28 protein-coding genes and 1 tRNA gene are annotated in these 25,251 nt (G+C 70.4%); 13 read left to right on the plus strand and 16 right to left on the minus strand.

From position 1 onward, the window contains the following. Position 1: 1 nt before the first annotated feature. The 4 genes from ACFXJ5_RS23300 to ACFXJ5_RS23315 form a co-directional block, all read right to left on the minus strand. Complete coding sequence (locus ACFXJ5_RS23300; protein WP_384634191.1) at positions 2–703, minus strand: YidC/Oxa1 family membrane protein insertase; 702 nt, start codon at positions 701–703, stop codon at positions 2–4. A 94-nt stretch (positions 704–797) separates the two neighbouring features. Further along, positions 798–1,115, minus strand: coding sequence for a DUF6412 domain-containing protein (locus ACFXJ5_RS23305; protein ID WP_384634194.1), 318 nt, complete (start codon positions 1,113–1,115; stop codon positions 798–800). Between the two features lie 49 nt (positions 1,116–1,164). After that, entirely contained in the window at positions 1,165–1,887 is a 723-nt protein-coding gene (locus ACFXJ5_RS23310; protein WP_384634197.1) for a class E sortase, read from the minus strand. Positions 1,888–1,920: 33 nt separating this feature from the next. Next, positions 1,921–3,132, minus strand: coding sequence for a DUF445 domain-containing protein (locus ACFXJ5_RS23315; RefSeq protein ID WP_384634478.1), 1,212 nt, complete (start codon positions 3,130–3,132; stop codon positions 1,921–1,923). A 490-nt stretch (positions 3,133–3,622) separates the two neighbouring features. Here ACFXJ5_RS23315 and ACFXJ5_RS23320 point away from each other — a divergent pair, with 490 nt between their 5' ends. The 5 genes from ACFXJ5_RS23320 to rdgB all read left to right on the plus strand — a co-directional run bounded on the left by ACFXJ5_RS23320 (position 3,623) and on the right by rdgB (position 8,005). Further along, positions 3,623–4,933 (plus strand): SGNH/GDSL hydrolase family protein, encoded by a 1,311-nt coding sequence (locus ACFXJ5_RS23320; RefSeq protein ID WP_384634199.1) that lies wholly within the window; start codon positions 3,623–3,625, stop codon positions 4,931–4,933. Then, positions 4,930–6,054 (plus strand): aminotransferase class V-fold PLP-dependent enzyme, encoded by a 1,125-nt coding sequence (locus ACFXJ5_RS23325; protein ID WP_384634202.1) that lies wholly within the window; start codon positions 4,930–4,932, stop codon positions 6,052–6,054. Before ACFXJ5_RS23320 ends, ACFXJ5_RS23325 begins: the two co-directional genes overlap by 4 nt. 10 nt (positions 6,055–6,064) lie before the next feature. Then, entirely contained in the window at positions 6,065–6,802 is a 738-nt protein-coding gene (gene rph / locus ACFXJ5_RS23330) for a ribonuclease PH (RefSeq protein WP_384634205.1), read from the plus strand. Between the two features lie 70 nt (positions 6,803–6,872). Next, the gene (locus tag ACFXJ5_RS23335; RefSeq protein WP_384634208.1) at positions 6,873–7,259 is read left to right on the plus strand and encodes a hypothetical protein; all 387 of its coding nucleotides are present in this window, start codon (positions 6,873–6,875) and stop codon (positions 7,257–7,259) included. 140 nt (positions 7,260–7,399) lie between these two features. Further along, entirely contained in the window at positions 7,400–8,005 is a 606-nt protein-coding gene (gene rdgB, locus ACFXJ5_RS23340; protein ID WP_384634211.1) for an RdgB/HAM1 family non-canonical purine NTP pyrophosphatase, read from the plus strand. Between the two features lie 66 nt (positions 8,006–8,071). Here rdgB and ACFXJ5_RS23345 read toward each other — a convergent pair. Next, a tRNA-Leu gene (locus ACFXJ5_RS23345) sits at positions 8,072–8,156 on the minus strand. 42 nt (positions 8,157–8,198) lie between these two features. Beyond that, positions 8,199–8,666 (minus strand): thioredoxin-dependent thiol peroxidase, encoded by a 468-nt coding sequence (bcp, locus tag ACFXJ5_RS23350; RefSeq protein ID WP_384634214.1) that lies wholly within the window; start codon positions 8,664–8,666, stop codon positions 8,199–8,201. Between the two features lie 100 nt (positions 8,667–8,766). Between bcp and ACFXJ5_RS23355 the strand changes: the two genes are divergently transcribed. Further along, complete coding sequence (locus ACFXJ5_RS23355) at positions 8,767–9,096, plus strand: DUF3618 domain-containing protein (protein WP_384634216.1); 330 nt, start codon at positions 8,767–8,769, stop codon at positions 9,094–9,096. 67 nt (positions 9,097–9,163) lie between these two features. Continuing rightward, positions 9,164–9,466, plus strand: a complete 303-nt coding sequence (locus ACFXJ5_RS23360) for a GroES family chaperonin (protein WP_127358706.1) — start codon at positions 9,164–9,166, stop codon at positions 9,464–9,466. A 40-nt stretch (positions 9,467–9,506) separates the two neighbouring features. Here the strand turns inward: ACFXJ5_RS23360 and ACFXJ5_RS23365 are convergent, their stop codons facing one another. After that, positions 9,507–11,726 carry a transglycosylase domain-containing protein gene (locus tag ACFXJ5_RS23365; protein WP_384634219.1) on the minus strand — a complete coding sequence of 740 codons (2,220 nt, stop codon included), beginning with the start codon at positions 11,724–11,726 and terminating at the stop codon, positions 9,507–9,509. A 263-nt stretch (positions 11,727–11,989) separates the two neighbouring features. On the opposite strand from ACFXJ5_RS23365, the gene ACFXJ5_RS23370 reads away from it, so the two are divergent. The 3 genes from ACFXJ5_RS23370 to ACFXJ5_RS23380 are packed head-to-tail and all read left to right on the plus strand — an operon-like array spanning position 11,990 to position 14,577. Continuing rightward, entirely contained in the window at positions 11,990–12,790 is an 801-nt protein-coding gene (locus tag ACFXJ5_RS23370; RefSeq protein WP_384634222.1) for an ABC transporter permease, read from the plus strand. After that, positions 12,783–13,607 (plus strand): ABC transporter permease, encoded by an 825-nt coding sequence (locus ACFXJ5_RS23375; protein WP_384634225.1) that lies wholly within the window; start codon positions 12,783–12,785, stop codon positions 13,605–13,607. The genes ACFXJ5_RS23370 and ACFXJ5_RS23375 overlap by 8 nt, the downstream gene beginning before the upstream one ends. Before the next feature lies 1 nt (position 13,608). Beyond that, positions 13,609–14,577, plus strand: coding sequence for an ATP-binding cassette domain-containing protein (locus ACFXJ5_RS23380; protein WP_384634228.1), 969 nt, complete (start codon positions 13,609–13,611; stop codon positions 14,575–14,577). Positions 14,578–14,781: 204 nt separating this feature from the next. On the opposite strand, the gene ACFXJ5_RS23385 is transcribed toward ACFXJ5_RS23380, so the two are convergent. Further along, the gene (locus ACFXJ5_RS23385) at positions 14,782–15,015 is read right to left on the minus strand and encodes a glucose PTS transporter subunit EIIB (RefSeq protein ID WP_384634231.1); all 234 of its coding nucleotides are present in this window, start codon (positions 15,013–15,015) and stop codon (positions 14,782–14,784) included. Positions 15,016–15,173: 158 nt separating this feature from the next. Between ACFXJ5_RS23385 and ACFXJ5_RS23390 the strand changes: the two genes are divergently transcribed. Beyond that, the gene (locus ACFXJ5_RS23390) at positions 15,174–16,499 is read left to right on the plus strand and encodes a PTS transporter subunit EIIC (protein WP_384634234.1); all 1,326 of its coding nucleotides are present in this window, start codon (positions 15,174–15,176) and stop codon (positions 16,497–16,499) included. Positions 16,500–16,620: 121 nt separating this feature from the next. Next, positions 16,621–17,874, plus strand: coding sequence for a PTS transporter subunit EIIC (locus tag ACFXJ5_RS23395; RefSeq protein WP_384634237.1), 1,254 nt, complete (start codon positions 16,621–16,623; stop codon positions 17,872–17,874). Between the two features lie 217 nt (positions 17,875–18,091). Here ACFXJ5_RS23395 and ACFXJ5_RS23400 read toward each other — a convergent pair whose 3' ends face one another. The 8 genes from ACFXJ5_RS23400 to clpS form a co-directional block, all read right to left on the minus strand. After that, a complete protein-coding gene (locus ACFXJ5_RS23400; RefSeq protein ID WP_384634240.1) occupies positions 18,092–18,844 on the minus strand; it encodes an MBL fold metallo-hydrolase in 753 nt (250 codons plus the stop codon). Positions 18,845–19,278: 434 nt separating this feature from the next. Beyond that, positions 19,279–20,229, minus strand: coding sequence for a PLP-dependent cysteine synthase family protein (locus tag ACFXJ5_RS23405; RefSeq protein ID WP_384634243.1), 951 nt, complete (start codon positions 20,227–20,229; stop codon positions 19,279–19,281). Continuing rightward, positions 20,229–20,516 (minus strand): MoaD/ThiS family protein, encoded by a 288-nt coding sequence (locus ACFXJ5_RS23410; protein WP_384634245.1) that lies wholly within the window; start codon positions 20,514–20,516, stop codon positions 20,229–20,231. Before ACFXJ5_RS23410 ends, ACFXJ5_RS23405 begins: the two co-directional genes overlap by 1 nt. Positions 20,517–20,562: 46 nt before the next feature. Continuing rightward, positions 20,563–20,667 carry a putative leader peptide gene (locus ACFXJ5_RS23415; RefSeq protein WP_384634248.1) on the minus strand — a complete coding sequence of 35 codons (105 nt, stop codon included), beginning with the start codon at positions 20,665–20,667 and terminating at the stop codon, positions 20,563–20,565. Between the two features lie 69 nt (positions 20,668–20,736). Then, positions 20,737–21,150 carry a M67 family metallopeptidase gene (locus ACFXJ5_RS23420; RefSeq protein ID WP_127358683.1) on the minus strand — a complete coding sequence of 138 codons (414 nt, stop codon included), beginning with the start codon at positions 21,148–21,150 and terminating at the stop codon, positions 20,737–20,739. A gap of 65 nt (positions 21,151–21,215) precedes the next feature. Next, complete coding sequence (locus ACFXJ5_RS23425) at positions 21,216–22,646, minus strand: amino acid permease (RefSeq protein ID WP_384634252.1); 1,431 nt, start codon at positions 22,644–22,646, stop codon at positions 21,216–21,218. Positions 22,647–22,952: 306 nt separating this feature from the next. Beyond that, positions 22,953–23,498, minus strand: coding sequence for a DUF2017 domain-containing protein (locus tag ACFXJ5_RS23430; protein ID WP_384634255.1), 546 nt, complete (start codon positions 23,496–23,498; stop codon positions 22,953–22,955). After that, positions 23,498–23,803: an ATP-dependent Clp protease adapter ClpS gene (clpS, locus tag ACFXJ5_RS23435; RefSeq protein WP_127358680.1), complete on the minus strand. Its 306-nt coding sequence runs from the start codon at positions 23,801–23,803 to the stop codon at positions 23,498–23,500. The genes ACFXJ5_RS23430 and clpS overlap by 1 nt, the downstream gene beginning before the upstream one ends. A 91-nt stretch (positions 23,804–23,894) precedes the next feature. Here clpS and ACFXJ5_RS23440 point away from each other — a divergent pair, with 91 nt between their 5' ends. After that, positions 23,895–25,223, plus strand: a complete 1,329-nt coding sequence (locus ACFXJ5_RS23440) for a nicotinate phosphoribosyltransferase (protein WP_384634259.1) — start codon at positions 23,895–23,897, stop codon at positions 25,221–25,223. Positions 25,224–25,251: the final 28 nt, after the last annotated feature.

The raw sequence follows: 25,251 nt of genomic DNA on the forward strand, positions 1-25,251 counted from the left end.
ATTACGTCCGATGAGGACGGTCATCGGATGTCTTGTCAGATCCTCCAATGGCGGGCGCCGCCCCCGCAAGCCCCTTCCCATCTACTGGACGCTGCAGCCAGGCCCGCTCCGCCGCGGTCCAGGCGGTCGTCGTGGCCAGGTACAGGCCCACCGCCAGCGGTACGACGGCGGCCGTCACCAGCGTCCCGAAGGACAGCAGCGGTACGTACCTCGCGACGCCCTCCCCCTTGGGCGCCCGCCGGTACGTCCAGCCTGCCACCGCCGCGATCACCGCGAACAGGCCGAGGAAGACCAGCCCCCGCGCCCCGAGGACCCCGCCGTCCCGCAGCGCGTCGGTGAAGCGCCCGCCGACCGCGACGGCCGACGAGACGCGGTACAGCAGGAAGAACACCGGCAGTTGGGCGAGCAGCGGCAGCATCCCGGCGAAGGGCGACACCCCTTCCTTCGCGTACAGGTCGGACATCGCCCGCTGCAGCTTCTGCGGGTCCCCCTTGTGCCTGCGGCCGAGCTCGGCCACCTGCGGCGCGAGCCGGGCCCGCACCTTCTCACCCCGCGCGGCGGCCCGCGCCAGGGGATGCAGCGCCAGTCGTACGGCGACGGTGAACAGGACGATCGCCGCGCCGGTGGCGACGGCCGCACCACCGCCGCACAGGGGGCGGAGCAGGTCGGCGATGGACATCAGGACATGCGTGAACACGGACATGGCAGTGGAGCCCTCCACGGGTCTCGTCGAGCCGGAATCGGGAATTCGGCGTGACGAGCCGCGCAGGCGGCAGCCTGAAAAAAGGACCGAGCGCCTACGCGGCCGTCGGGACGAGACATCCCGGCGCTCGCGGCCGTGGCCGGCCCGAGGCGTCCGGATCGCGCTGCGACAGGAAGGCGGTACGCCGCTGCCGGTCGCGGACCGCGGTACGGATCCGCCCGTGCGGCACCGGGGTGGCGGCGCTCGCCGAGGCGAAGGCCCGGCAGAGCAGCAGCGCGGCGGCGGCGGCGGTCGCCGCGGTGGCGGCGGTGGCAGCCGCGCCGGCCGGCCCCGACTCGGTCAGCAGGAGCCCGGCCAGCAGGAAGAGAGCCGTACCGAGATACACGCGCAGCGCCGCGGCGTTACGGAACATCCGGCCCACTCCCTTCCCTCTGCCCAGAGCCTAACGCCGGGGGCCTGACTCAGCGCAGCTCCGCCGCCGTCAGCCGCCCCCACACCACCATCCGGTAGCGGGAGGTGAATTCGGGCGTGCAGGTGGTGAGGGTGATGTAGTAGCCGCGCCCGGTCAGCCGCGCCCCGGGATGCAGGCTGCTGTACGGCACCGGTGCGACCACGGTGCCGTCGTGGGCCGAGGTCTGCGGGAGGGTCTTGACGACGACGTACGTGAAGCGTGCGGTGGCCGTCTCGACGGTGACGGTGTCGCCGACGCGCACCCAGTCGAGGTGGCGGAAGGGCTCGCCGTGGGTGTTGCGGTGTCCGGCGACGGCGAAGTTGCCGGCCTGGCCGGGCTGGGCGGTGTGGGGGTAGTGGCCGACGTAGCCGTGGTTGAGGACCTTGGTCTTGCTGATGCCCTCGGCGACGGGGGCGGTGAGGCCGAGGCGGGGGATGCGGAGGACGGCGTACGCCTGAGAGGCGGCGGTTTCCTGCCGCGAGGGCGACGCGGATTGATCCGATGTCTCGGCCTTCGTCGAGGGGGCCGCCGTCGACGGCGAGGCGGCGTGCGGTGTGCCGCCCGCCGCCTCGCCGTCCCACTGCTGCTCCAGCCGGGTGACCTGCCGCTGGGCGGAGGCGTGCGCCCGCAGATTGATCCACCACAGCTGGTGAGCGACCAGCAGCAGTACGACGACCCCGAGGGTCATCGCCGCCTCGCCGAACCCCCACAGCACGCGCCCGGGCCATTTCACGCCCAGCACGATAATTGACGCACCGTCAGATTACTATCCCGAGACGACCCTCGACAGCGTGTAGATCACCAGCCCCGCCAGCGACCCGACGACAGTGCCGTTGATCCGGATGAACTGCAGGTCCCGTCCGACGTTCGCCTCGATCTTGCGGGTGGTCTGGTCGGCGTCCCAGCCGGCGATGGTGTCCGTGATCAGCGAGGTGATCTCGTCCCGGTAGGTGGTCACGACGTACGTCGCCGCGTCCTCCAGCCAGCCGTCCACCTTGGCGGTCAGCGTGGGGTCCTGCGCCATCCGCGCCCCCAGCGACATCAGCGACGCCCGGGCGCGCAGCCGCAGTTCGCTGCGCTCGTCGCCGGCCGCGGCCACCACCATGCCGCGCACCGCGCTCCAGGCCGACTCGATCAGGTCCTGGACCTCGCCCCTGGCCAGCAGGTCCTTCTTGAGCCGCTCCACCCGGGCCCGGGTGTCCGGGTCCGACTGCAGCTCGGTCGCGAAGTCCCCCAGGAAGCGGTCCACGGCGCCGCGCGCCGGATGGCCGGGCATGTCCCGCATCTCGGCGGTGAATCGCACCAGTTCCTTGTAGACCCGCTCCCCGACCTTTCGGTCCACGAAGCGCGGCGTCCAGCCGGGCGCGCCGCCCTGCACCGCGTCCATCACTGAGTCGCCGTGCTCGACCAGCCAGTCGTGGGCCCGCACGACAACCAGGTCCACCACCCGCCGGTGGCCGCCGTCCGCCACGACCCGCTCCAGCATCTTGCCCAGCCCCGGCGCGACCTCCTGCGCGTCCGCGCGGCGCGTGATGGCCTCGCCGACCACCGCCTGCACGTCCGAGTCCCGCAGCACGGTCAGCGCCCCGCGCAGCGCCGCGGCGGCCTGCTCGGTCACCCGGTCCACGTGATCCGGGTCCTCCAGCCACCGCCCGAGGCGCAGCCCGATGCCGACGGCACGCAGCCGGGTCCGTACGACGTGCGCGGACAGGAAGTTCTCCCCGACGAAATCGCCCAGCGACCGCCCCAGCACGTCCTTCTTCGTCGGAATGATCGCCGTATGCGGGATCGGCAGCCCCAACGGCCGCCGGAACAGCGCCGTCACCGCGAACCAGTCCGCCATCGCACCGACCATCCCCGCCTCGGCCGCCGCCGCCACATACCCGGCCCAGGCCCCCGCCCCCGCCGACTCCGCCCACTTCGCCAGCGCGTACACCACCGTCGCCGCCAGCAGCAGCCCGCCCGCCAGCAGCTTCATTTTGCGGACGCCGCGCCGTTTCGCCTCATCGGACGCGCTGTACGACCACGCCTGGGGGGACGCCGCCGTGACCTCCGCCTCCGGCGCCCCCGTTGTCTCCGTCCCGCTCACCGCCGCCCACCTCCCGCCACAGCCCGCCCCGCCGCCCCCGTACTTCCCGGGGGTACGGGGGGTGGCCCCCCGGGAGAACGCAGCATTTTGCGGACGCCGCGCCGTTTCGCCTCATCGGACGCGCTGTACGACCACGCCTGGGGGGATGCCGTGACATCCGGTTCGGTCATATCCGCAGCTCTCATTCGGGGCACCGGCTCCTCCCGTCGTATTGTCCACGCCACATTGCGCGCATTCATGGAACGAAGGACGGGTTCCCGGCGTCCGAGAGGACAGACGGGCAGGTCCAACCCTCTCCATGGGATCATGTGGCGGAGGCGGATACTCCTGTGCAGAACCCTTCCGCCTACCCCACCCTGAGCCCAGGAGACAGCACCGCATGGCCAGATCGACCGGTTATGCCCTGCTCGCGGCCCTCGCCGCACTGGTGGCCGTCGTTTCGGCGGTGATCGGCATCGGAGCCGGCAGGGGCAATGTGGCAACCCGCGTGGAGGCACCCGTGGGGCGGGCGTCCGCATCGGCGGTGCCCGCGGCCGCCGGGACGTGGGTCGGGACGTGGGCGACGGCCCCCGTCGGAGGCGAGCCGGGCACGGCGAACGGATACGCGGGGATGTCGATCCGCAACGTCGTGCACAGCAGCGTGGGCGGCACCTCGACGCGGGTCACGCTGTCCAACGCCTTCGGTACGCGGCCGCTGGCGATCACGCACACCACGATCGCCGTGGCGGCGGCAGGCGACAGCCCGGCGGCCGTGCCGGGGACCATGCGGGCGCTGACCTTCGGCGGGAGCGGCGCGGTGACGATCCCGGTGGGCGGGAGCGCGGTGAGCGACTCCGCGCAGCTGGCGGTGCCGGGTGCGGCGGATCTGCTGGTGACGACGTACTCCCCCACCCCATCGGGCCCGGTGACGTACCACCCGCAGGCCCGCGAGATCTCGTACACCGCGAGTGGCGAGCACACCACACAGACCACCGGCACCTCGTTCACCGGGCAGAGCCCGTACTGGCGCTACGTCACCGCCGTGGACGTCTTCACCGCGCGGTCGGCCGGCGCGGTCGTCGTCCTGGGCGACTCGATCACCGACGGCGTCACCTCCACCGTCGGCGCCAACCACCGCTGGCCCGACCAGCTCGCCGCCCGGATGACGGCCTCCGTCGGGAACACGATGCGGATGGGCGTCCTCAACGAGGGCATCAGCGGCAACCGCGTCCTGCGCGACGGCAGCGCGCTGACCAACCCCAGCGCCCTCAACCGGCTGGACCGCGACGTGCTGGCCAGGGCCGGCGCCAGGACCGTCGTCGTGGAGCTGGGCATCAACGACATCCTCCACTCGGGCGGCCGGATCGACCCCGACGCCATCACCAACGGGCTCCGCCTGATCGTCAGCCGCGCCCACGAGCACGGCCTGCGCGTCGTCGGCGGCACCCTGATGCCCATGCAGGGCAACCCCCGCTTCAGCGAGCGTGCCGAGTCCGTACGCCAGCAGGTCAACGCCCAGATCCGGGCGGGCGAGGTCTACGACGGCGTCATCGACTTCGACCGCGCCCTGCGCGACCCGGCCCACCAGATGCAGCTGCTGCCCGCGTACGATTCCGGCGACCATCTGCACCCCAGCGACGCCGGGTACCTGGCGATGGCCGACGCGTTCGCGCTCGGCGTGCTCAAGGCCGGAACGGTGAGCACCGCATGACCCGCACCGCAGGACTGCCCGGATACGCCGAGCACTTCAGTGAGCCCGAGGGCTACCTCGACTTCGCCCGCTACGGCCCGCCCTCCCGCGACGTCCTCGACGCCACGGCCGCCGCCCTCGCCGCGTCGGCCCGCGCCGACCACACCACCGTCAACGAGCTCATGCGGGCCGAGCCGCGCGCCCGGGCCGCCGCGGCGCGGCTCGCCGGGACGGACGCGGCGCACATCGCGCTGCTGCCCAACACCTCCACGGGGCTCTTCCACGCCGCGTTCGGCATCCCGGCCGGCGTCGTCCTCGTGCCGTCCGCCGACTTCCCCGCCAACCACTACCCCTGGCGCCGCACCGCCGCCCTGGGCCGCGCCGAGCCGCGCTGGCTCGACGCCCGGCCGACCCCGGAGGCCGTACGGGCCGCTCTGACGGGCTCCGATGACGTGGTCGCGGTGTCGCTGAGCGCCGTGGACTTCCGTACGGGCTACCGCGCCGACGTCGCCGCCATCCGCGAGGTCATCGGCGACCGGCTCCTGGTCGTCGACGCCATGCAGGGCTTCGGCGTCGCCGACCTCCCCTGGGAAGTGGCCGACGTGGTCGTCGCCGGCGGCCAGAAGTGGCTGCGGGCCGGCTGGGCCACGGGCTTCGCCGCGCTGTCCGACCGGGCCCTGGAGCGGCTGGAGCCGACGCTGACCGGGTGGACCGGCATCGAGGACGTCGCCGTCTTCGACGACACCGAGCACCCCGTCGCCCCGGACGCGCTGCGCTGGAGCATCACCAATCTGAGCCCGGTCACGGCGGCCGCCTTCGCGGCGGCGCTGGAGCTGGTCGAGCGGGTCACCGTCCCGGCCATCGCGGCGCACGTCGCGACACGGGTGGATGAACTCATCGACGCCCTCCGGGCCCACGGCGGCGAGATCCTCTCCCCCACCGCCCCGCACGAGCGCGCCGGCATCGTCTCCTTCCGCCTCCCCGGCACGGACCCGGCGCGGGTCGCCGAGGCCCTCCACGCCCACGGGGTCACCCCGTCCGTGCGGGCCGACTCCGTCCGGCTTTCCGCCCACGCCTCGACGACCGCCGGGGCGGTCGAGCGCGTACGGGCGGGCATCAAAGCAGCGGGCGACAGCCGATAGGCTCGATGCCATGTCTCGTATCGACGGCCGCACCCCCGACCAGCTCCGTCCTGTCACCATCGAGCGCGGTTGGAGCAAGCACGCCGAAGGCTCCGTCCTCGTCTCCTTCGGTGACACCCGTGTCCTGTGCACCGCCAGCGCCACCCAGGGCGTCCCGCGCTGGCGCAAGGGCAGCGGCGAGGGCTGGGTCACCGCCGAGTACTCCATGCTCCCCCGCGCCACCAACACCCGCGGCGACCGCGAATCCGTACGCGGCAAGATCGGCGGCCGTACGCACGAGATCTCCCGCCTCATCGGCCGCTCGCTGCGCGCCGTCATCGACTACAAGCAGCTCGGCGAGAACACCGTCGTCCTCGACTGCGACGTTCTCCAGGCCGACGGCGGCACCCGCACCGCCGCCATCACCGGCGCGTACGTCGCCCTCGCCGACGCCATCGGCTGGATGCAGCGCAACCACCTCGTCCGCCTCAAGGCCCGCCCCCTCACCGGCACCGTCAGCGCCGTCTCCGTCGGCATCATCGACGGCGTTCCGATGCTCGACCTCGCCTACGAGGAGGACGTCCGCGCCGAGACCGACATGAACGTCGTCTGCACCGGCGACGGCCGCTTCGTCGAGGTCCAGGGCACCGCGGAGGGCGCCCCCTTCGACCGCAAGGAGCTCAACGCGCTGCTCGACCTCGCGGTCGCCGGCTGCGCCGAACTCGACACCGCGCAGCGGCTGGCGCTGGCCGACGTCCTCCAGGCCTGAACTCCGCTGACTCCGCCCTGACTTGGCGGTTTACGCAACCCGGGGGGCGGCGCGGCGCGTATAGAGAGGTATGCCTTCACGCGCCCGCCGCCTCGTCCTTGCCGCCGCCGTCCCGGTCGTCGCCGCCGCTGCCCTCGTCGGCTGCAGCGCCGTCAGCAAGGCCCTCGACTGCGCCCAGACCGCCGCGACCGTCGCCAGTGACGTCAAGGACCTCCAGAACGCCGTCAGCAACGCCGGCGACAGCCCTCAGGCGACGGCCGACGCGCTCGACCAGATCTCCCAGGACCTCAAGTCCGTCAGCGCCGACACCGGTGACCCCGACGTCAGCGCCGCCGTCAAGGACCTCACCAAAGCCGTCGACAACGCGCAGGCCGCCGCCGACAAGGGCCAAGTCCCCGACATCTCCCCCGTCGCCGACGCCGCCGCCGAACTCACCAAGGTCTGCACCGCCGGCTAGCGCTGCGGGCTTTTCCCACCGGGTTGTGGGAGAACGTTCCGCAAGGCGAGCGGCCTACCCCAACCCGGGGGGCGGGGGCGCGGGCCGGGGGGCGGGGGCGGGGGGCCGGGGCAGGGGCAGGGGTCGGGATAATCGACGCCATGACCCGCCTCATTCTCGCCACCCGCAACGCGGGAAAGATCACAGAGCTCCGCGCGATCCTCGCCGATGCGGGGCTGCCCCACGAGCTGGTGGGCGCGGACGCGTACCCCGAAGTGCCGGACGTCAAGGAAACCGGGGTGACGTTCGCGGAGAACGCCCTGCTCAAGGCGCACGCGCTGGCGCGAGCCACGGGGCATCCGGCGGTTGCCGACGACTCGGGACTGTGTGTCGACGTGCTGGGCGGCGCGCCCGGCATCTTTTCGGCGCGGTGGTCGGGGAAGCATGGCGATGACCGCGCCAACCTGGAGTTGCTGCTGGCCCAGCTGTCCGACATCGACGAGGCGCACCGGGGGGCGCACTTCGCGTGTGCCGCCGCGCTCGCTCTTCCCGACGGGACGGAGCGGGTCGTGGAGGGGCGCCTGCTCGGGACGCTTCGGCATGAGCCGGCCGGCGAGGGGGGCTTCGGTTATGACCCGATCCTGCAGCCGCTGGGCGAGTCGCGGACGTGCGCCCAGATGACGCCGGAGGAGAAGAATGCCATCAGCCACCGGGGGAAGGCCTTCAGGGCGCTGGTGCCGGTCGTGCGCGAGCTGGTGAGCTGGTGAGCTGACCGGCGCATAAGCCAGAGCGAGGGGCCGCCGGAAAAGGCTCCGGCGGCCCCTCGCGGGCTGTGCGGCCGGTGGGACTCGAACCCACACGAGGGATTACCTCACTGGGACCTAAACCCAGCATGACTGCCAGTTCCATCACGGCCGCGTGCAGTCAGCCATATTACTGGGTGACCCCGGTGGGCCGGCCTCAGATTTTCAGGTCCTTGAGGAGCTTGGCGACGTGCCCGGTGGCCTTGACGTTGTACCAGGCGTGCTCGACCTTGCCCTCCTCGTCCACGACGACCGTGGAGCGGATGACGCCGGTGACGGTCTTGCCGTAGAGCTGCTTCTCGCCGAAGGCGCCGTAGGCCTCCAGGACGGCCTTGTCGGGGTCGGCGACCAGCGTGACCTTGAGGGATTCCTTCTCGCGGAACTTCGCCAGCTTCTCCGGCTTGTCGGGTGAGACGCCGATGACGTCGTAGCCGGCGCCCGCCAGCAGCTCCAGGTTGTCGGTGAAGTCGCAGGCCTGCTTGGTGCAGCCGGGGGTCAGGGCGGCCGGGTAGAAGTAGACGATGACCTTGCGGCCCTTGTGCTCGGCCAGGGAGACCGGGGTGCCGTCGGCGTCGGGGAGGGTGAAGTCGGGGGCGGTGTCGCCGGGGGTGAGGCGGTCGGCCATGGGGAGCAGCTCCTCGAAAACGGGGTGCCGACGGGCGTCGGAACGTGCGGACTGACAGACTGTCCGTCACGGTACCCGGCGAACTGATGGAGGAGTTGCGGTGTCGGAGGCGGACGCGAGGACCCCGGCGCAGATCGAGGCGGACATTGTCCGCAGGCGGCAGGATCTCGCCGCGGCGCTGGACGAGATCGCGGTGCGGGTGCACCCGAAGACGATCGCGGCCGATACGAAGGCGAAGGTCGCGGCCGCGGTGGACCGCACGGCCGGGAAGGCCTACGTGGCGGTGAACCGTGCGGTGTCGGAGGCGCGCGGGCAGTTCACGACGGAGGACGGCAGCCCGCGCCTGGACCGGATCGTGCCGGTGGCGGTGGGGGTGGTGGCCGTGGTCGCGGTGGTGGCCGGGCTCTCGTGGCGGAGGCGACGCCGGTAACGTCGTATCTGTGAGTTCGAACAAGACCGATACGGCGACACAGATCAATGACAAGCTCCCGATCCGGATGCTGCACGACCGCGTGCTCGTGCGCAGCGACAGCCCGGAGGGCGAGCGACGTTCGGGCGGCGGCATCCTGATCCCGGCCACGGCGGCCGTCGGGAAGCGGCTGGCCTGGGCGGAGGTGGTCGCGGTCGGCCAGAACGTGCGGACGGTGGAGGTCGGGGACCGGGTGCTGTTCGACCCGGAGGACCGGGCCGAGGTCGAGGTGCGGGGCACCGCCTACGTACTGATGCGCGAGCGCGACCTGCACGCGGTGGCGGCGGAGCGCCTCCAGGGGGCCGAGGACTCCACCGGGCTCTACCTCTGATCCCGCCGCCGATCCGCCACTGATCCGCCGCTGAGGCGGCTTACTGGAACGTGTTGTCCGTACCCTCCGTCGTGCCGCCGAAATCGAGCCCGTCGGTCGTCGCCCCGCCGCCCGTCCCGCCGGTCCCGCCCGTGGTGCCGTCCGTCGTGCCGCCGCTCGGGAGGAGAGTGTCGGGCGGGGTCGTGGTGGGCGGGGCGGTGGTGGTCGGCGGGGCGCTGGTGACCGGCGGGGCGGTGGTGGCGGGAGCGGTGGTGGCCGAGGCCGTGGTGGCGGGCGGGGCGGACGTGGGCGGTGCGGTGGCGCCCTTCTCCAGCTGGAGGTCGAAGCTCTGCGACGCGGTGCCCTTGAGGGCGCCGGAGGTGTAGGCGGCCCAGATCTGCGTCGGGTAGCCGCCGCCGTTGACCCGGGCGAGGCCGGTCGCGCCGTAGAGGGGTTCCTGCTTGCCGGTGTTGGAGTTCTGGCCCATGACGGCGACCACGGTGGCCAGGTTCGGGGTGTAGCCGCCGAACCAGGCGGCCTTGTCCTCCTCCATCGTGCCGGTCTTGCCCGCGGCGGGCCGGCCGGCGGCCTGCGCGGCGGTGGCGGTGCCGCCGTTGACGACCGAGCGCAGGATCGAGGTGGTGGTGTCGGCGGCCTCGCGCGTGACGACCTGCTTGGCGTCGCGCTTGGGGAGCGTGATGTCCGAGCCGTCCTTGCTGACCTTCGCGACGAGCGTGTACGGGATGTACTTGCCGTGGTTGGCCAGCGTCGCGTACGCCGACGCCATATCGAGCGGGCTGGCGGTGGCGGTGCCGAGTGCCATCGACGGGTTGGTGGTCAGCGACGGGGTGTTCTCCGGGAGGCCCAGGGCCACGGCGGTCGCCTTCACCTTGTCGGGGCCGACGTCCTGGGCCATCTGCGCGAAGACCGCGTTCACCGACTTGTCCATGGCCCGGGTCACGGTGATCTGCCCGTACGAGGCGTTGTCCTCGTTGGCGGGCGAGTAGCCGGTGGGGCCGTTGGGGCCGATGACCTCGCGCTTGTTGGTGCCGTTGTAGACCGTGTACGGGGTGATGGTCCGGCCGTCCTGGGTCTGGGACTTGTTCTCCACGGCGGAGGCGAAGATGAACGGCTTGAAGGTGGAGCCGACCTGGTAGTCGCGCCGGGTCGCGTTGTTGACGTACTGCTTGGTGTAGTCGACCCCGCCGTACATCGCGACGACGTTGCCGGTCTTGGGGTCGATGGAGGCACCGCCGGCCCGGACGTACTTGTCGACCTTGCGGGCCTTGGGGTTGAGCTTGTCGAGGAGCTGGTTCTGCGCCGCCTCGGTGAAGGCGGTCTCCTTCGGCTTCTGGATGGTGGTGGTGATGCGGTAGCCGCCGGCGCGCAGGGTCTCCTCGTCGAGGATGTTGTTGTCGGCGAGATAGTCCTTGACCGCCTCGACGAGGTAGCCGCGCTGGCCGGACATGCCGGTGGCGCCCTTGGCCTTGTCGGGCGTGGGGAACTTGGTGGCCGCGCGGTCGCTGTCGGTGAGCCAGCCCTCCTTGACCATGCCGTCGAGGACGTAGTTCCAGCGGGCGATCGCCTTGTCCTTGTTCTCGGGGTGGGCGATGACGTCGTACTCGCTGGGGGCGTTGAGGAGTGTGGCGAGGTACGCGCCTTCGGCGACGGTCAACTGCTCGGCGTCCTTGCCGAAGTAGGCCTGGGAGGCGGCCTGGATGCCGTAGGCGTTGCGGCCGTAGTAGCTGGTGTTGAGGTAGCCCTCGAGGATCTCGTCCTTGGTCTTCTCGCGGTCGAGCTTGATCGCGATGAAGAACTCCTTGACCTTGCGGACCGCGGTCTGCTGCTGGGTCAGGTAGTAGTTCTTGACGTACTGCTGGGTGATCGTGGAGCCGGACTGCCTGCCCTTGCCGGTCGCGCTGTTCCAGGCGGCGCGGACCATGGCCTTGGGGCTGACGGCGGACTCGTGGTAGAAGTTCCGGTCCTCTGCGGCGAGGGTGGCGTACTGGGCCGTTTTGGCGACCTGGCTGAGCGTGACGTTCTCGCGGTTGACGGCGCCGTCGCGGGCGAGCTGGGAGCCGTCCGCGTACAGGTAGACATTGGACTGGGCGATGGCCCCGGCGTTGGCCTTGGGGATGTCGACCAGCATGTAGCCGGCGACGAAGGCACCAGCCAGTGCCAGCACAAGCAACAGGAAGGAGCCGACGACCGTCCGCCAGGTGGGGACCAGCCGGCGCAGGCCGGTTCGCTGGGGCTTGCCGCTCGTGCTGCTACTGCTCATGCTCTGTTGGACTCCTCCGCTGCCGCCTGGGGTTGTGCCGCAACGGGAACATCTTGGGTCAATCGTTGCCTACGCCCCGTAAAACACTGTCGCATCAACGGTCCGAATACGGGCATCAGCACACACTTGTGACAGGCCTGTGACAGGCTGTTTGTCCGAATCCGCCCACTCGTAAGGGTGAAAAAGGGTTGGAGTCTCCGCCCGGTCCACCGCTAGGCTCGTGCACTTGCGCGCGATTCGGGGGACGTACGGGGAGGGGCGGCATGGGTCTGTACGCGGCGGTCGCCGTGAGCGGCTTCCGACGGCACTCGACGTACCGGGTGGCGACGGCGGCGGGGATCTTCACCAACACCGCCTTCGGCCTCATCATGGCGTACACGTACATCGCCCTGTGGGACCAGCGGCCGCACCTCGGCGGCTACGACCAGTCCATGGCCATCACCTACGTCTGGATCGGCCAGGCGCTCTTCATCACGGTCGCCGTCCTGGGCGGCGGCTTCCAGGACGAGCTGATCGAGCGGATCCGCAGCGGTGATGTGGCCATCGACCTCTACCGCCCGGCCGACCTGCAGGCCTGGTGGCTCGCCTCCGACCTGGGCCGGGCCGCCTTCCACCTCATCGGTCGGGGCATCGTGCCGATGCTCTTCGGCGCCCTGTTCTTCGACCTCACCCTGCCCGGCTCCCCGCTGACCTGGGTCTTCTCCCTCGTCTCGGTGGCGATCGGGGTCGTCGTCAGCTTCGCGCTGCGCTATCTCGTCGTCCTGAGCGCCTTCTGGCTCATGGACGGCGGCGGCGTGACGACGATCTCCGGGCTGGCGACGATGTTCTTCTCCGGGATGCTGCTGCCGCTCAACGTCTTCCCCGGCACGCTGGGCGAGGTCGCGCGGCTGCTGCCCTGGTCGGCGCTGCTCCAGGTGCCGGCCGACATCTTCCTCGGAGTGCATACGGGATTCGGTCTGCTGAAAGCACTCGCCTTCCAGGCCGGCTGGGCCGTGGTGCTGCTCGGCGCCGGGCGGGCCCTCCAGGCCGTGGCGACCCGGAAGGTGGTGGTGCAGGGTGGGTGAGAGCCGCGCCCTGTTGGAGGGGCTGCGCTGCTACGGGCTGATCAGCGCCATGTGGATCCGGTCGACGATGACCTACCGCGCCTCCTTCCTGATGACGACCTTCGGCAACTTCGCCGCGACCGTGCTCGACTTCGTCGCGATCCTGCTGATGTTCTCCCAGGTCCACACGCTCGGCGGCTTCTCACTGCCCGAAGTCGCCTTCCTCTACGGCACCTCCAGCACCGCCTTCGGCTTCGCCGACCTCCTCATGGGCAGCATGGACCGCCTCGGCCGCCGGGTCCGCGACGGCACCCTCGACACCCTGCTGGTCCGCCCGGCGCCGGTGCTGGCGCAGGTCGCCGCGGACCGCTTCGCGCTGCGCCGGCTCGGCCGGATCAGCCAGGGCTCCTTCGTTCTGGTGTGGGCGCTGGCGCATCTGGACGGCCTGGAGTGGACGCCGCTGAAGCTGCTGCTGATGCCGGTGATGCTGCTCAGCGGGGCGGGCATCTTCTCCGCGGTCTTCGTGCTCGGCGGCGCCTTCCAGTTCCTGGCCGGCGACGCCTCCGAGGTCCAGAACTCCTTTACGTACGGCGGGAATACGCTGCTCCAATACCCGCCCACCGTCTTCGCCAAGGATCTGGTGCGCGGCGTGACCTTCGTGGTCCCCCTCGCCTTCGTCAACTGGCTTCCCGCGCTGCGGATCCTGGGCCGCGACGACCCGCTGGGCCTGCCCGGCTGGGTGGACTTCGCCGGGCCGCTGGTCGCGGTGGCGTGCTGCGCGGTGGCGGGGCTGGCGTGGCGGGCGGGCCTGCGTTCGTACCGGAGCACAGGGAGCTGATGTGGAAGACGTACTGATCGAACTCGACGGGGTCGAGAAGGTCTTCGACGTACGCCGACGGGTTGGCCTGCTGCGCCGTGAGCGGCGGCAGGTGCGGGCGGTGGACGGCATCTCCTTCACCGTGCCGCGCGGCGAGATGGTCGGCTACATCGGGCCCAACGGCGCCGGAAAGTCGACCACCATCAAGATGCTGACGGGCATTCTGACCCCCAGCGGCGGCCGGCTGCGCGTCGCCGGCATCGACCCCTCGCGGGACCGGACCCGGCTGGCCCGGCGGATCGGCGTCGTCTTCGGGCAGCGCACCACCCTGTGGTGGGACCTGCCGCTGAAGGACTCGTACCAGCTCGTCCGGCGCATGTACCGGATCCCCGACGACCGCTACCGCGTGAATCTGGAGCGCTGCGTCGAACTCCTCGACCTGCGCGACCTGCTGGAGGTCCCGGTACGGCAGCTCTCCCTCGGCCAGCGGATGCGCGGCGACATCGCGGCGGCGCTGCTCCACGACCCCGAGGTGCTGTACCTGGACGAGCCGACGATCGGCCTGGATGTGGTCAGCAAGGCGAAGGTCCGGGAGTTCCTGCGGAGCGTCAACACCGAGCAGGGGATGACCGTCCTGCTGACGACCCACGACCTGACGGACATCGAGCAGCTCTGCAGCCGGGTCATGGTCATCGACCACGGGCGCCTCATGTACGACGGCGGCCTGGCCGAACTGCACGCGGTCGGCGAGAGCGAACGCACCCTGGTCGTCGACTTCGAGCGGGAGCTGCCGCCGGTTGAGCTGGCGGGCGCGCGCTGCGACCGGGTGGACGGGCCCCGGCAGTGGCTGGTCTTCCCGGCCGGCTCGAGCGCGGCGCCCCTGGTGGCGGAGCTCGCGGCGCGCCATCCGGTGGTGGATCTGTCGGTGCGCGAGCCGGTGATCGAGGACGTCATCGCGCGGATGTACGCGGAGAGCCGCGCGGCGGTATGACGAGTGGGTTGGGGGCAGTCGTCCCGCTGGGGCGGGACGGGTGGGCCCAACCCACCCGCGCCCGGCAACGGCGCGCACCCCGACGGCGCGTGGCCGGGTTGGGCCAGCCCTCCCCCAGCCTTCGGCCGGGGGACCCCCACCTCGCTTCGCTCGCCTCAGGCGGAACGACCTACCCCCAACCCGGCCGGGAGGCAGAGGCAGAGCTCACATCATGTCTTCGATGTCCGCGGCGATCGGGTCGGCGTCGGTGCCGATGACGACCTGGATGGCGGTGCCCATCTTGACGACGCCGTGGGCACCGGCGGCCTTGAGCGCGGCTTCGTCGACCTTGGAGGCGTCCTCGACCTCGGTGCGCAGCCGGGTGATACAGCCCTCGACCTCGACGATGTTCTCGATGCCGCCGAGCCCGGCGACGATCTTCTCAGCCTTGCTGGCCATCTCTCACTCCTGATTTCTCGGGATTTCTCGGGTCTCGCGTCTCGGCCGTTCGGTCCGAATCCACACGCTAATGCACGCTTGAGCTGCTTTTGCGGGCATACACAGTGCGTCGCGCACGCAACTGGTCTACACCACTTTACTGCCCAGGAGTATGCCCCATGAGCTCGGAAGCCGCCGCCGCGCCACAGCCTCGCAAGCCCTGGGTCCACATCCTCTTCCAGGGCCTGCAGAAGATGGGCCGCAGCCTCCAACTGCCCATCGCGGTCCTCCCGGCCGCCGGCATCCTCAACCGCCTCGGCCAGCCGGACGTCTTCGGCGCCGACGGCCTGGGCTGGGACAACGTATCCAAGGTCTTCGGCGGCGCAGGCGGCGCCCTGCTGGACGGCTCGCTCGGACTGCCGATGCTCTTCGCGGTCGGGGTGGCCATCGGCATGGCCAAGAAGTCCGACGGATCGACCGCGCTGGCGGCGGTCGCGGGCTTCCTCGTCTACTACGGGGTGCTGCACCAGTTCCCGGCCGACTGCCCGCCGGGCTCGGTCTTCACCGCCACCAGCTCGGTCAGTGGGGCCTGCATCCCGCACGGCACGTCGGCCTCGGCGGCAGCGGCCGCGTACCAGAACCCCGGCGTCTTCGGCGGCATCGTCATCGGCCTGCTCACCGCCTTCTTCTGGCAGCGCTTCCACCGCACCAAGCTGGTGGACTGGCTCGGCTTCTTCAACGGCCGCCGGCTCGTGCCGATCATCATGTCCTTCGTCGCCATCATCTTCGCCGTGCTGTGCGTCTGGGTCTGGCCGCCGATCGGTGACGGGCTCAACAGCTTCAGCCAGTGGCTGTCGGACCTGGGCGCCATCGGCTCGGGCATCTTCGGCGTGGCGAACCGCGCGCTGCTGACGGTGGGCCTGCACCAGTTCCTGAACGTGTTCGTCTGGTTCCAGTTCGGCGACTTCACCGAGCCCGACGGCACGGTCGTCCACGGTGACATCACGCGCTTCCTGGCGGGCGACCCGACGGCCGGTCAGTTCACCTCCGGTTTCTTCCCGATCATGATGTTCGCCCTCCCCGCGGCCGCGCTCGCCATCACGCACTGCGCCCGCCCGCACCGCCGCAAGGAGGTCGGCGGCCTGATGCTCTCGGTCGCCCTCACCTCGCTCGTCACCGGCATCACCGAGCCCATCGAGTACTCCTTCCTCTTCATCGCCCCTGCGCTGTACGCGATCCACGCGCTGCTCACCGGCGTCTCGATGGCGGTCACCTGGGGGCTCGGCGTGCACGACGGCTTCAGCTTCTCGGCGGGGCTCATCGACTACGTCATCAACTGGAATCTGGCCACCAGGCCGTGGCTGATCATCCCGATCGGGCTGGCGTTCGCGGCGGTTTACTACGCGCTTTTCAGATTCGTGATCACCAGATTCGACCTGGCGACGCCGGGCCGCGAGCCCGAGGAGATCGCGGAGGAGATGGAGAAGTCGGTGACGAAGGAGTGACGCGACGTGTCGTGACGCAGATGTGACCAGGGCAAACGGGAGTGAGGCATTCCACCGAGTACTCCATACGTGCTAAAACACTGGTCTAAACCACCGAGTGGTATAGACCAGGAGGAACCACATGACCACCGCCACCGCTCCGGCGGCTCCCGCAGCGAAGAAGCGGGGATCCGGCCTGTTCCAGGGTTTGCAGAAGGTCGGCCGCAGCTTGCAGCTGCCGATCGCCGTACTGCCGGCGGCGGGCATCCTGCTCCGCTTCGGCCAGCCGGACGTCTTCGGCGCCACGGGACTTGGCTGGGACAAGGTCGCGTCCGTATTCGCCACGGCGGGCGGCGCGGTATTCGACAACCTGCCGCTGCTGTTCTGTATAGGCGTCGCCATCGGCTTCGCCAAGAAGTCCGACGGCTCGACCGCGCTCGCCGCACTGGTCGGGTTCCTGGTCTACAAGAACGTTCTGACCGCTTTCCCCGTCACCGAGGCGAAGATCCAGAACGGCGCCGACATAGCGGCGACGTACAACAACCCCGGTGTCCTCGGCGGCATCATCATGGGTCTGCTGTCGGCCATCATCTGGCAGCGCTTCCACCGCACGAGGCTCGTCGACTGGCTGGGCTTCTTCAACGGACGCCGGCTCGTCCCGATCCTCATGGCCTTCGTCGGCACCGCGGTCGGCGTCTTCTTCGGCCTGGTCTGGGAGCCCATCGGCCACGTGATCAGCGACTTCGGCACGTGGATGACCGGCCTCGGCTCGCTCGGCGCGGCTCTGTTCGGTCTGATCAACCGCGCGCTGATCCCGGTCGGCATGCACCAGTTCGTGAACTCCGTGGCCTGGTTCCAGCTGGGTGACTTCACCAACTCCGCCCACCAGGTCGTGCACGGTGACCTGACCCGCTTCTTCGCGGGCGACCCGACCGCCGGGCAGTTCATGAGCGGCTTCTTCCCGATCATGATGTTCGGCCTGCCGGCCGCCGCGATCGCCATCGCGCACAGCGCCCGCCCGGAGCGCCGCAAGGCCGTCATGGGCATGATGATCTCGCTGGCCCTGACCTCGTTCGTCACCGGCATCACCGAGCCGATCGAATTCTCGTTCATGTTCATCGCCCCGGTGCTCTACGGCGTCCACGCGGTGCTCACCGCCCTCTCGATGGCCGTCACCTGGGGCCTCGGGGTACACGACGGCTTCACCTTCTCCGCCGGCGCCATCGACTACGTACTGAACTGGAACCTCGCGACCAAGCCATGGCTGATCATTCCGATCGGCCTGGTCTTCGCCGCGATCTACTATTCGGTCTTCCGATTCGCGATCGTCAAGTTCAACCTCACCACGCCCGGCCGCGAGCCGGACGAGGAGATCGAGGACCTCACGAAGGCGTAAGGCCCGAAGCGCGAAAGCCCCGGCACCGAATCGGTGCCGGGGCTTCGTGCTGTCTAGTGCCGTGACCGGCAATGTTTGCCCGTCAAGGAGCGTCGTCCGGTGCGTGCGATCGCAAGGCGGCCGGAAGTCCTTGTAGCGGAGCTACCAGGGCTTTTGGCCAACGCCGCGAGCGTGCGTGCTGGGCGGCGCGACAGGGCAAAGCTTGCCGGGAGGGGCACTAGAACTCGTAGACCGCGCCGGGGACTGCCAGCTCCACCGGGCCGTCGAAGACCGCGCCGGCGTCCGCGAGGTTGACGGCGGGGTCGGTCCACGGCGGGATGTGGGTGAGGACCAGACGGCCGGCGCCGGCGCGGCCGGCGTGCTCACCGGCTTGGCGGCCGTTGAGGTGCAGCTCGGGGATGTCCTCCTTGCCGTCCGTGAAGGACGCCTCGCAGAGGAAGAGGTCCACGCCCTCGGCCAGGCCCAGCAGCGCCTCGCTCGGGCCGGTGTCCCCGGAGTACGTGAGCGACCTGCCGCCGTGCTCGATCCGGAAGCCGAAGGCCTCGACGGGATGGCTGACCCGATCCGTGGTCACCGAGAACGGCCCGACGCGGAAGGTGCCGGGCTCCAGGGTGCGGAAGTCGAAGACCTCGCTCATGCACTTCTCGTCGGGCACGTCGCCGTACGCGGTGTTGAGGCGGCGCTCGGTGCCTTCGGGGCCATAGACCGGGATGGCCTCCGCCGGGCCGGCCTCGTGGCGGTAGTAGCGGGCGACGAAGTACGCGCACATGTCGATGCAGTGGTCGGCGTGGAGATGGCTGAGGAGGATCGCGTCCAGGTCGTACAGGCCGCAGTGGCGCTGCAACTCGCCCAGGGCACCATTGCCCATGTCGAGCAGCAGCCGGAAGCCGTCGGCCTCTACGAGGTAGCTCGAGCAGGCCGATTCCGCGGAGGGGAACGACCCTGAGCAGCCGACGACGGTGAGCTTCATGTGCAGAAACCTCCGTGGGATGGTCCGGGGGTCTTGCGTTGGCGCGCCACGGTACCCCGCTCCCACCGGAGGGGAGGGGGGTCGACGGGAGCGACCCGCCTCGTGCTCTTGAGCGTAAGCCGCCTTGCCCGCGCCCGCGCCTCCCCGGGCCGCCGTTGTGGGCGGAATCACCAGTCCGGACGCCGGACGCCGAGCCTCCGCCCCCGGGCCCCGGGTTGTGGGAGAACGTTCCGCAAGGCGAGCGAAGCGAGATGGGGGCACCTCCCAGACGGAGTCTGGGGGAGGGCTGGCACAACCCGGCCACGGACCGTTGGCCGTCGAGGCACCCCCGGCCACCCACCGTCGTGGTGCGCGCCCGTCGCCGGGTGCGGCCGGGTTGGGCCAGCCCGTCCCGCCTCAGGCGGACGGCCTACCCCCAACCCGAGGGTAGGGGGCTACGCCCAGAGCTGGCCGTGCAGGGCCGCCACCGCGGCCTCCGTGGAGGGGGCGGTGTAGATGCCGGTGGAGAGGTACTTCCAGCCGCCGTCTGCGACGACGAAGACGACGTCCGCAGCCTCGCCGGCACGCTCGGCCTTCCGCGCGACGCCGAGCGCAGCGTGAAGCGCGGCACCGGTGGAGACGCCGGCGAAGATGCCCTCCTGCTGGAGGAGTTCGCGGGTGCGGGCGACGGCGTCGGCGGAGCCGACGGAGAAGCGGGTGGTGAGGACGGACTCGTCGTAGAGCTCGGGGATGAAGCCCTCGTCGAGGTTGCGGAGGCCGTAGACGAGGTCGTCGTAGCGCGGCTCGGCGGCGACGATCTGGATGCCGGGGACCTTCTCGCGCAGGAAGCGGCCGACGCCCATCAGGGTGCCCGTCGTGCCGAGCCCCGCCACGAAGTGGGTGATCGACGGGAGGTCGGCCAGGATCTCGGGCCCGGTGGTCGCGTAGTGGGCGCCCGTGTTGTCGGGGTTGCCGTACTGGTAGAGCATCACCCAGTCGGGGTGCTCGGCGGCAAGGTCCTTGGCGATGCGCACGGCGGTGTTGGAGCCGCCGGCCGCCGGGGAGCCGATGATCTTGGCGCCCCACATGGCGAGGAGTTCCCGGCGCTCGCGCGAGGTGTTCTCGGGCATCACGCAGACGATCTCGTAGCCCTTGAGGCGGGCGGCCATGGCCAGCGAGATGCCCGTGTTGCCGGAGGTGGGCTCCAGGATGGTGCAGCCGGGGGTGAGGCGGCCGTCACGCTCGGCCTGCTCGATCATGTGCAGGGCGGGGCGGTCCTTGATGGAGCCGGTGGGATTACGGTCCTCCAGCTTGGCCCAGACGCTCACCCGGTCGGACGGGGACAGGCGCGGCAGCCGCACGAGCGGGGTATTGCCGACGGCTGCCAGCGGGCTGTCGTACCGCATCAGCGCATTCCGCCGGAGCCGCCTGCGACGGCCGGAAGGATGGTGACGCTGTCGCCGTCGGCGAGCTTGGTGGCGATGCCGTCGAGGAAGCGGACGTCCTCGTCGTTGAGGTAGACGTTCACGAAGCGGCGCAGCTCACCGTCCTGGACGATGCGCTCGCGGATGCCCGCGTGCCGGGTTTCGAGGTCGGTGAAGAGCTCGTCGAGCGTGGCCCCGCTGCCCTCGACGGCCTTCTGGCCGTCGGTGTAGGTGCGGAGGATGGTGGGGATTCGGACCTCGATGGCCATGCGTCGGCTCCAGTGACGTAAGGAAAAGTGCGGGCTGCGGGTGGCGTCAGGCGCACGAACATGCCGCGCTGGCGAGGCGGCACAGGTCGACGTGCAGCCGCGCCACGAGCAGCATGCCCGGCGCCTTGTCGCTCACGTCGTGGAAAACCATGCGGTCATCGTATCGATTCCCCCGACGGGCTCAGGAAGGCCGTCCCATGATGCGGACGGCCGGTGGACGTCAGACGACGCTGACCTCTTCTTCTGTCACTTCGCCGTCCACGATGCGGAACGAGCGGAACTGGAAGGGCCCCGCGCCGTCGGTGTCGGCGGTGGAGACCAGGACGTAGTGGGCGCCCGGCTCGTTCGCGTACGAGATGTCCGTACGGGAGGGGTAGGCCTCGGTCGCGGTGTGGGAGTGGTAGATGACCACCGGCTCCTCGTCGCGGTCGTCCAGCTCGCGGTAGAGCTTGAGCAGATCCGTCGAGTCGAACTCGTAGAACGTGGGCGAGCGAGCCGCGTTGAGCATCGGGATGTGCCGCTCGGGCCGGTCGGACCCCGCCGGGCCCGCGATGACTCCGCAGGCCTCGTCCGGGTGGTCGGCGCGGGCGTGGGCGACGAGGGCGTCGTGGAGGGCCTGGGTGATGGTCAGCATGTTCGTCAGGATAAGCAGGCGGCCCCCGCACGGTCGTACGGAGGCCGCTTGCTGAGACGTACGTCTTACGGCTGGACGGCCAGCACCGCGCGCCGCTTGGCGACCTGGTAGCCGACTCCGAGGACCGCGAACCACACGGCCCAGACGTACAGGCCGAGCCGCGTGTCGGCATCGGTGGCCATCAGGACGACCACGAAGCCCAGCGCGAGGATGCCGATCCAGTTGGTGACGGGCGCGCCCGGCATCCGGAAGTCGGCGGCGGGCAGGGTTCCGGCGCGGACCCGCGAGCGGTAGCGCAGGTGGGCGCCGAGGATGACGATCCAGGTCCACAGGCCCGCACAGGTGGCGACCGACGTGATGTACACGAAGGCCTTGTCCGGCGAGACGATGTTGACGATCACGCCGATGCCCATGACCAGCGTGGACAGCACCAGCGCGGGCAGTGGGAGCTGCCGCCCGCTGAGCTTCTCCATGGTCTTCGGGGCCTCGCCGTTGACGGCCAGGCCGCGCAGCATGCGGCCGGTGGAGTAGATGCCCGAGTTGCAGGAGGACAGGGCGGCGGTCAGGACCACGAAGTTCATGATCCCGGCCGCTCCCGGGATGCCGACCTGGGCGAAGACCTGCACGAAGGGGCTGACCCCGGGCTTGTAGTGGGTCCAGGAGAAGACCGAGAGCAGCACGATGAGCGCGCCTACGTAGAAGATGCCGATCCGGACCGGGAGGGTGTTGATCGCCTTGCGCAGGGTCTGCTTGGGGTTCTCGGCCTCGCCCGCGGTGATGCCGACCAGCTCGACGCCCAGGTAGGCGAAGATGACGCCCTGCATGGCGAGCATGGCCTGCCAGGCGCCGTTGGGCGCGAAGCCGCCGTCGGCCCAGAGGTGGCTGACGGAGGCGGTGTCACCGGCGGAGGAGAAGCCGAAGGTGAGGACGCCGATGCCGATCACGATCATGGCGATGATGGCCACGACCTTGATCGTGGAGAACCAGAACTCCAGCTCGCCGAAGAGCTTGACCGAGACCAGGTTCGCGACGAACAGCGCGACCAGGGCGACCGCCGCCGTGCTCCAGACCGGGATCGCCGGCCACCAGTAGTTGATGTACGCGCCCGCTGCCGTCACCTCGGACATGCAGGCGGTGACCCACAGCGCCCAGTACGACCAGCCGGTGGCGAAGCCCGCGAAGGGGCCGAAGAACTCGCGGGCGTAGTCGGCGAAGCTGCCGGAGGTGGGGCGGTAGGTGAGGAGTTCGCCCAGCGCCCGCATGATGAAGAAGATCACGACGCCTGCGACGGCGTAGCAGGCGATCAGGCTGGGGCCAATCGCGGCGATCGACTTGCTGGATCCGTAGAAGAGGCCGGTGCCGATGGCACCGCCGATGGCGATCATCTGGACCTGGCGGGAGCCCAGCCCGCGTTTGTAACCCTCTTCGGGCGTGGCCCCCAGGGCCTTGCCGCCGTCGGATTCGCCCTCGTGTCGCTCGACCTGCGTCGAGGTCATGGTGATGCGCCTTTCGCTCCAGTGCCGGTGTCCCCCCGGAAGGTGGAGTTGCGCGCCGACGGTCGGCCGGCGCAGCGCACCGGCCGCGACAGGGGTGGCGTCACGGCCGGCAGTCGTGGATTCCTATCACGCAGAGGATTGCGGGCAGATTGCGCGAATGTGGGCTGCGCCACAGCGAGAAGCGGACATAGCGTCGTGAATTTGGGAAAACCACCCGATCGAGTTGATCGGATCGTTATCCGGAATTGAGCGTCCGCTGAGCGAACACCTGCGGCGAGTGCGGCCGGAAGTCCGGCGGCGAAGCCGTTACGGCAGCAGCGTCTCGATGAGCGTCTCCTGGAGGCCGCCCAGCCACAGATAGGCCATCACCATCGGCTTGCGCGGATCGGAGTCCGGCAGCCGGTAGAGGTCGTTGTCGTCCTCGCTGACCTCGAGCCGGGTCCCTATCGTCAGCCGCAGGTCGTTGAGCGCCCCGAGCCACTGCCGGGACTCCTCGGGGCTGAGCTTGAGGACCGGTCCGCCGGCGGCGGCGTCGAGGGTGCGTACGACCGCGAGCGCGTCGTCGCGCTTACGGGTCCGCAGATCCTTCTCGGTGAAGCGGCGGAAGTCCGAGGACTCGGTGTCGTCCTCGTACGCGTCCGGGAAGAGCCGGGCCAGGGCCGGGTCCTCCGGGGGCTTGCTGGGGCCGTCGGCGAAGAGTTCCGCGAGCGGGTCGGCGTCGGAGTCCTGGACGTCGCCCGGGCCGAGCAGCTCAAGGAACTGCACGCTGAGGCTGCGGAGGATGGAGACCTCGACCTCGTCGAGCGCGATGGCGGCGCCGCCGCCGGGGACGGCCTCGAAGTAGCCGGTCATCAGCGGTCCTGCTGCAGGGTGGCCCACAGTCCGTAACCGTGCATCGCCTGCACGTCGCGCTCCATCTCCTCGCGGGTGCCGCTGGAGACCACGGCCCGGCCCTTGTGGTGGACATCCATCATGAGCTTGGTCGCCTTGTCCTTCGGATAGCCGAAGTACGCCTGGAAGACGTAGGTCACATAGCTCATGAGGTTGACCGGGTCATTGTGGACGATCGTCACCCACGGAACATCCGGTGCCGGAACCGCGAAGGGGGCTTCCGCCTCGGCTTCACGCTCGATCTCGACTGGGGTGGCCACACTCACACCCCCATCGTGTCACCCGGGGTGGGGGCCATGGCAAACGGGGTCCAGAGAAATCGTCACTCTGACGAGAGGACGCGCTAGCATCTTCGCCATGAGCACTGCAGACCTGGGGCTGCCCGTGACAGTCCCGTCCACCGCGCTGTTCACCGACCGTTACGAGCTGACGATGCTGCAGGCGGCCCTGCGCAGCGGAGCGGCACACCGGCGGTCGGTATTCGAGGTCTTCACCCGGCGGCTGCCGGAGGGCCGGCGCTACGGCGTCGTGGCGGGCACCGGCCGGGTACTGGACGCGGTGGAGAACTTCCGCTTCGACGACAGCGTCCTCGGCTTCCTGGAGCAGGAGCAGGTCGTGGACGCGCCCACCCTGGAATGGCTGGCCGGCTACCACTTCCGGGGCGACATCGTCGGCTACCCGGAGGGCGAGGTGTACTTCCCCGGCTCCCCGATCCTCCGGGTCGAGGGCACCTTCGCCGAGGCGGTGCTGCTGGAGACGGTGATCCTCTCCATCCTCAACCACGACAGCGCGATCGCCGCCGCCGCGTCCCGGATGGCCGTCGCCGCCGTCGGCCGCCCGCTGATGGAGATGGGCGCCCGCCGCACCCACGAGCTGGCGGCGGTCGCCGCCTCCCGGGCCGCGTACGTCGGCGGCTTCGTCTCGACCTCGAATCTCGCCGCCGGCTTCCGCTACGACCTCCCCACCATCGGCACCAGCGCCCACGCCTTCACCCTCCTGCACGACAACGAGCGCGACGCCTTCACCGCCCAGGTCGCATCGCTGGGCCGGGGGACGACGCTGCTGGTGGACACCTACGACGTCGCGTCGGCGGTCCGGGCGGCGGTCGAGATCGCCGGGCCCGAGCTCGGCGCCGTACGGATCGACTCGGGCGACCTGCTGCTGCTCGCGCACCGGGTGCGGCAGCAGCTGGACGACCTGGGCGCGAAGTCCACGAAGATCGTGGTGACCTCCGACCTGGACGAGTACGCCATCGCCTCGCTCGCGGCCGCCCCGGTGGACGCGTACGGCGTCGGCACGTCGCTCGTGACCGGCAGCGGGCATCCGACCTGCTCCATGGTCTACAAGCTGGTCGCGCGGGCCGTGTCCGACGAGCCGGACGCCCCGCTGGAGGCCGTGGCCAAGAAGTCGATGGGCGCCAAGACCAGCGTCGGCGGCCGCAAATGGGCCGCCCGGCGCCTCGACGAGGACGGCGTCGCCGAGGCCGAGATCATCGGCACCGGGCCGGTCCCCGCCGAGTTGGCCGAACGGCTGATCCAGGTGCCGCTGATGCGGGACGGCGAGAGCGTCGGGCGCGAGCCGATGGCCGCGGCACGCGCCCGGCACATCGAGGCGCGCGCCGGGCTCCCGCTCTCGGCGACCCAGCTGTCGCGCGGGGAGCCGGTGCTGCCCACTGTGTACGCGTGAGCCGTCCGCCCCTAGAGTCAGTGACGGA

The organism is Streptomyces sp. NPDC059373, assembly GCF_042751495.1.
Classification (GTDB): domain Bacteria; phylum Actinomycetota; class Actinomycetes; order Streptomycetales; family Streptomycetaceae; genus Actinacidiphila.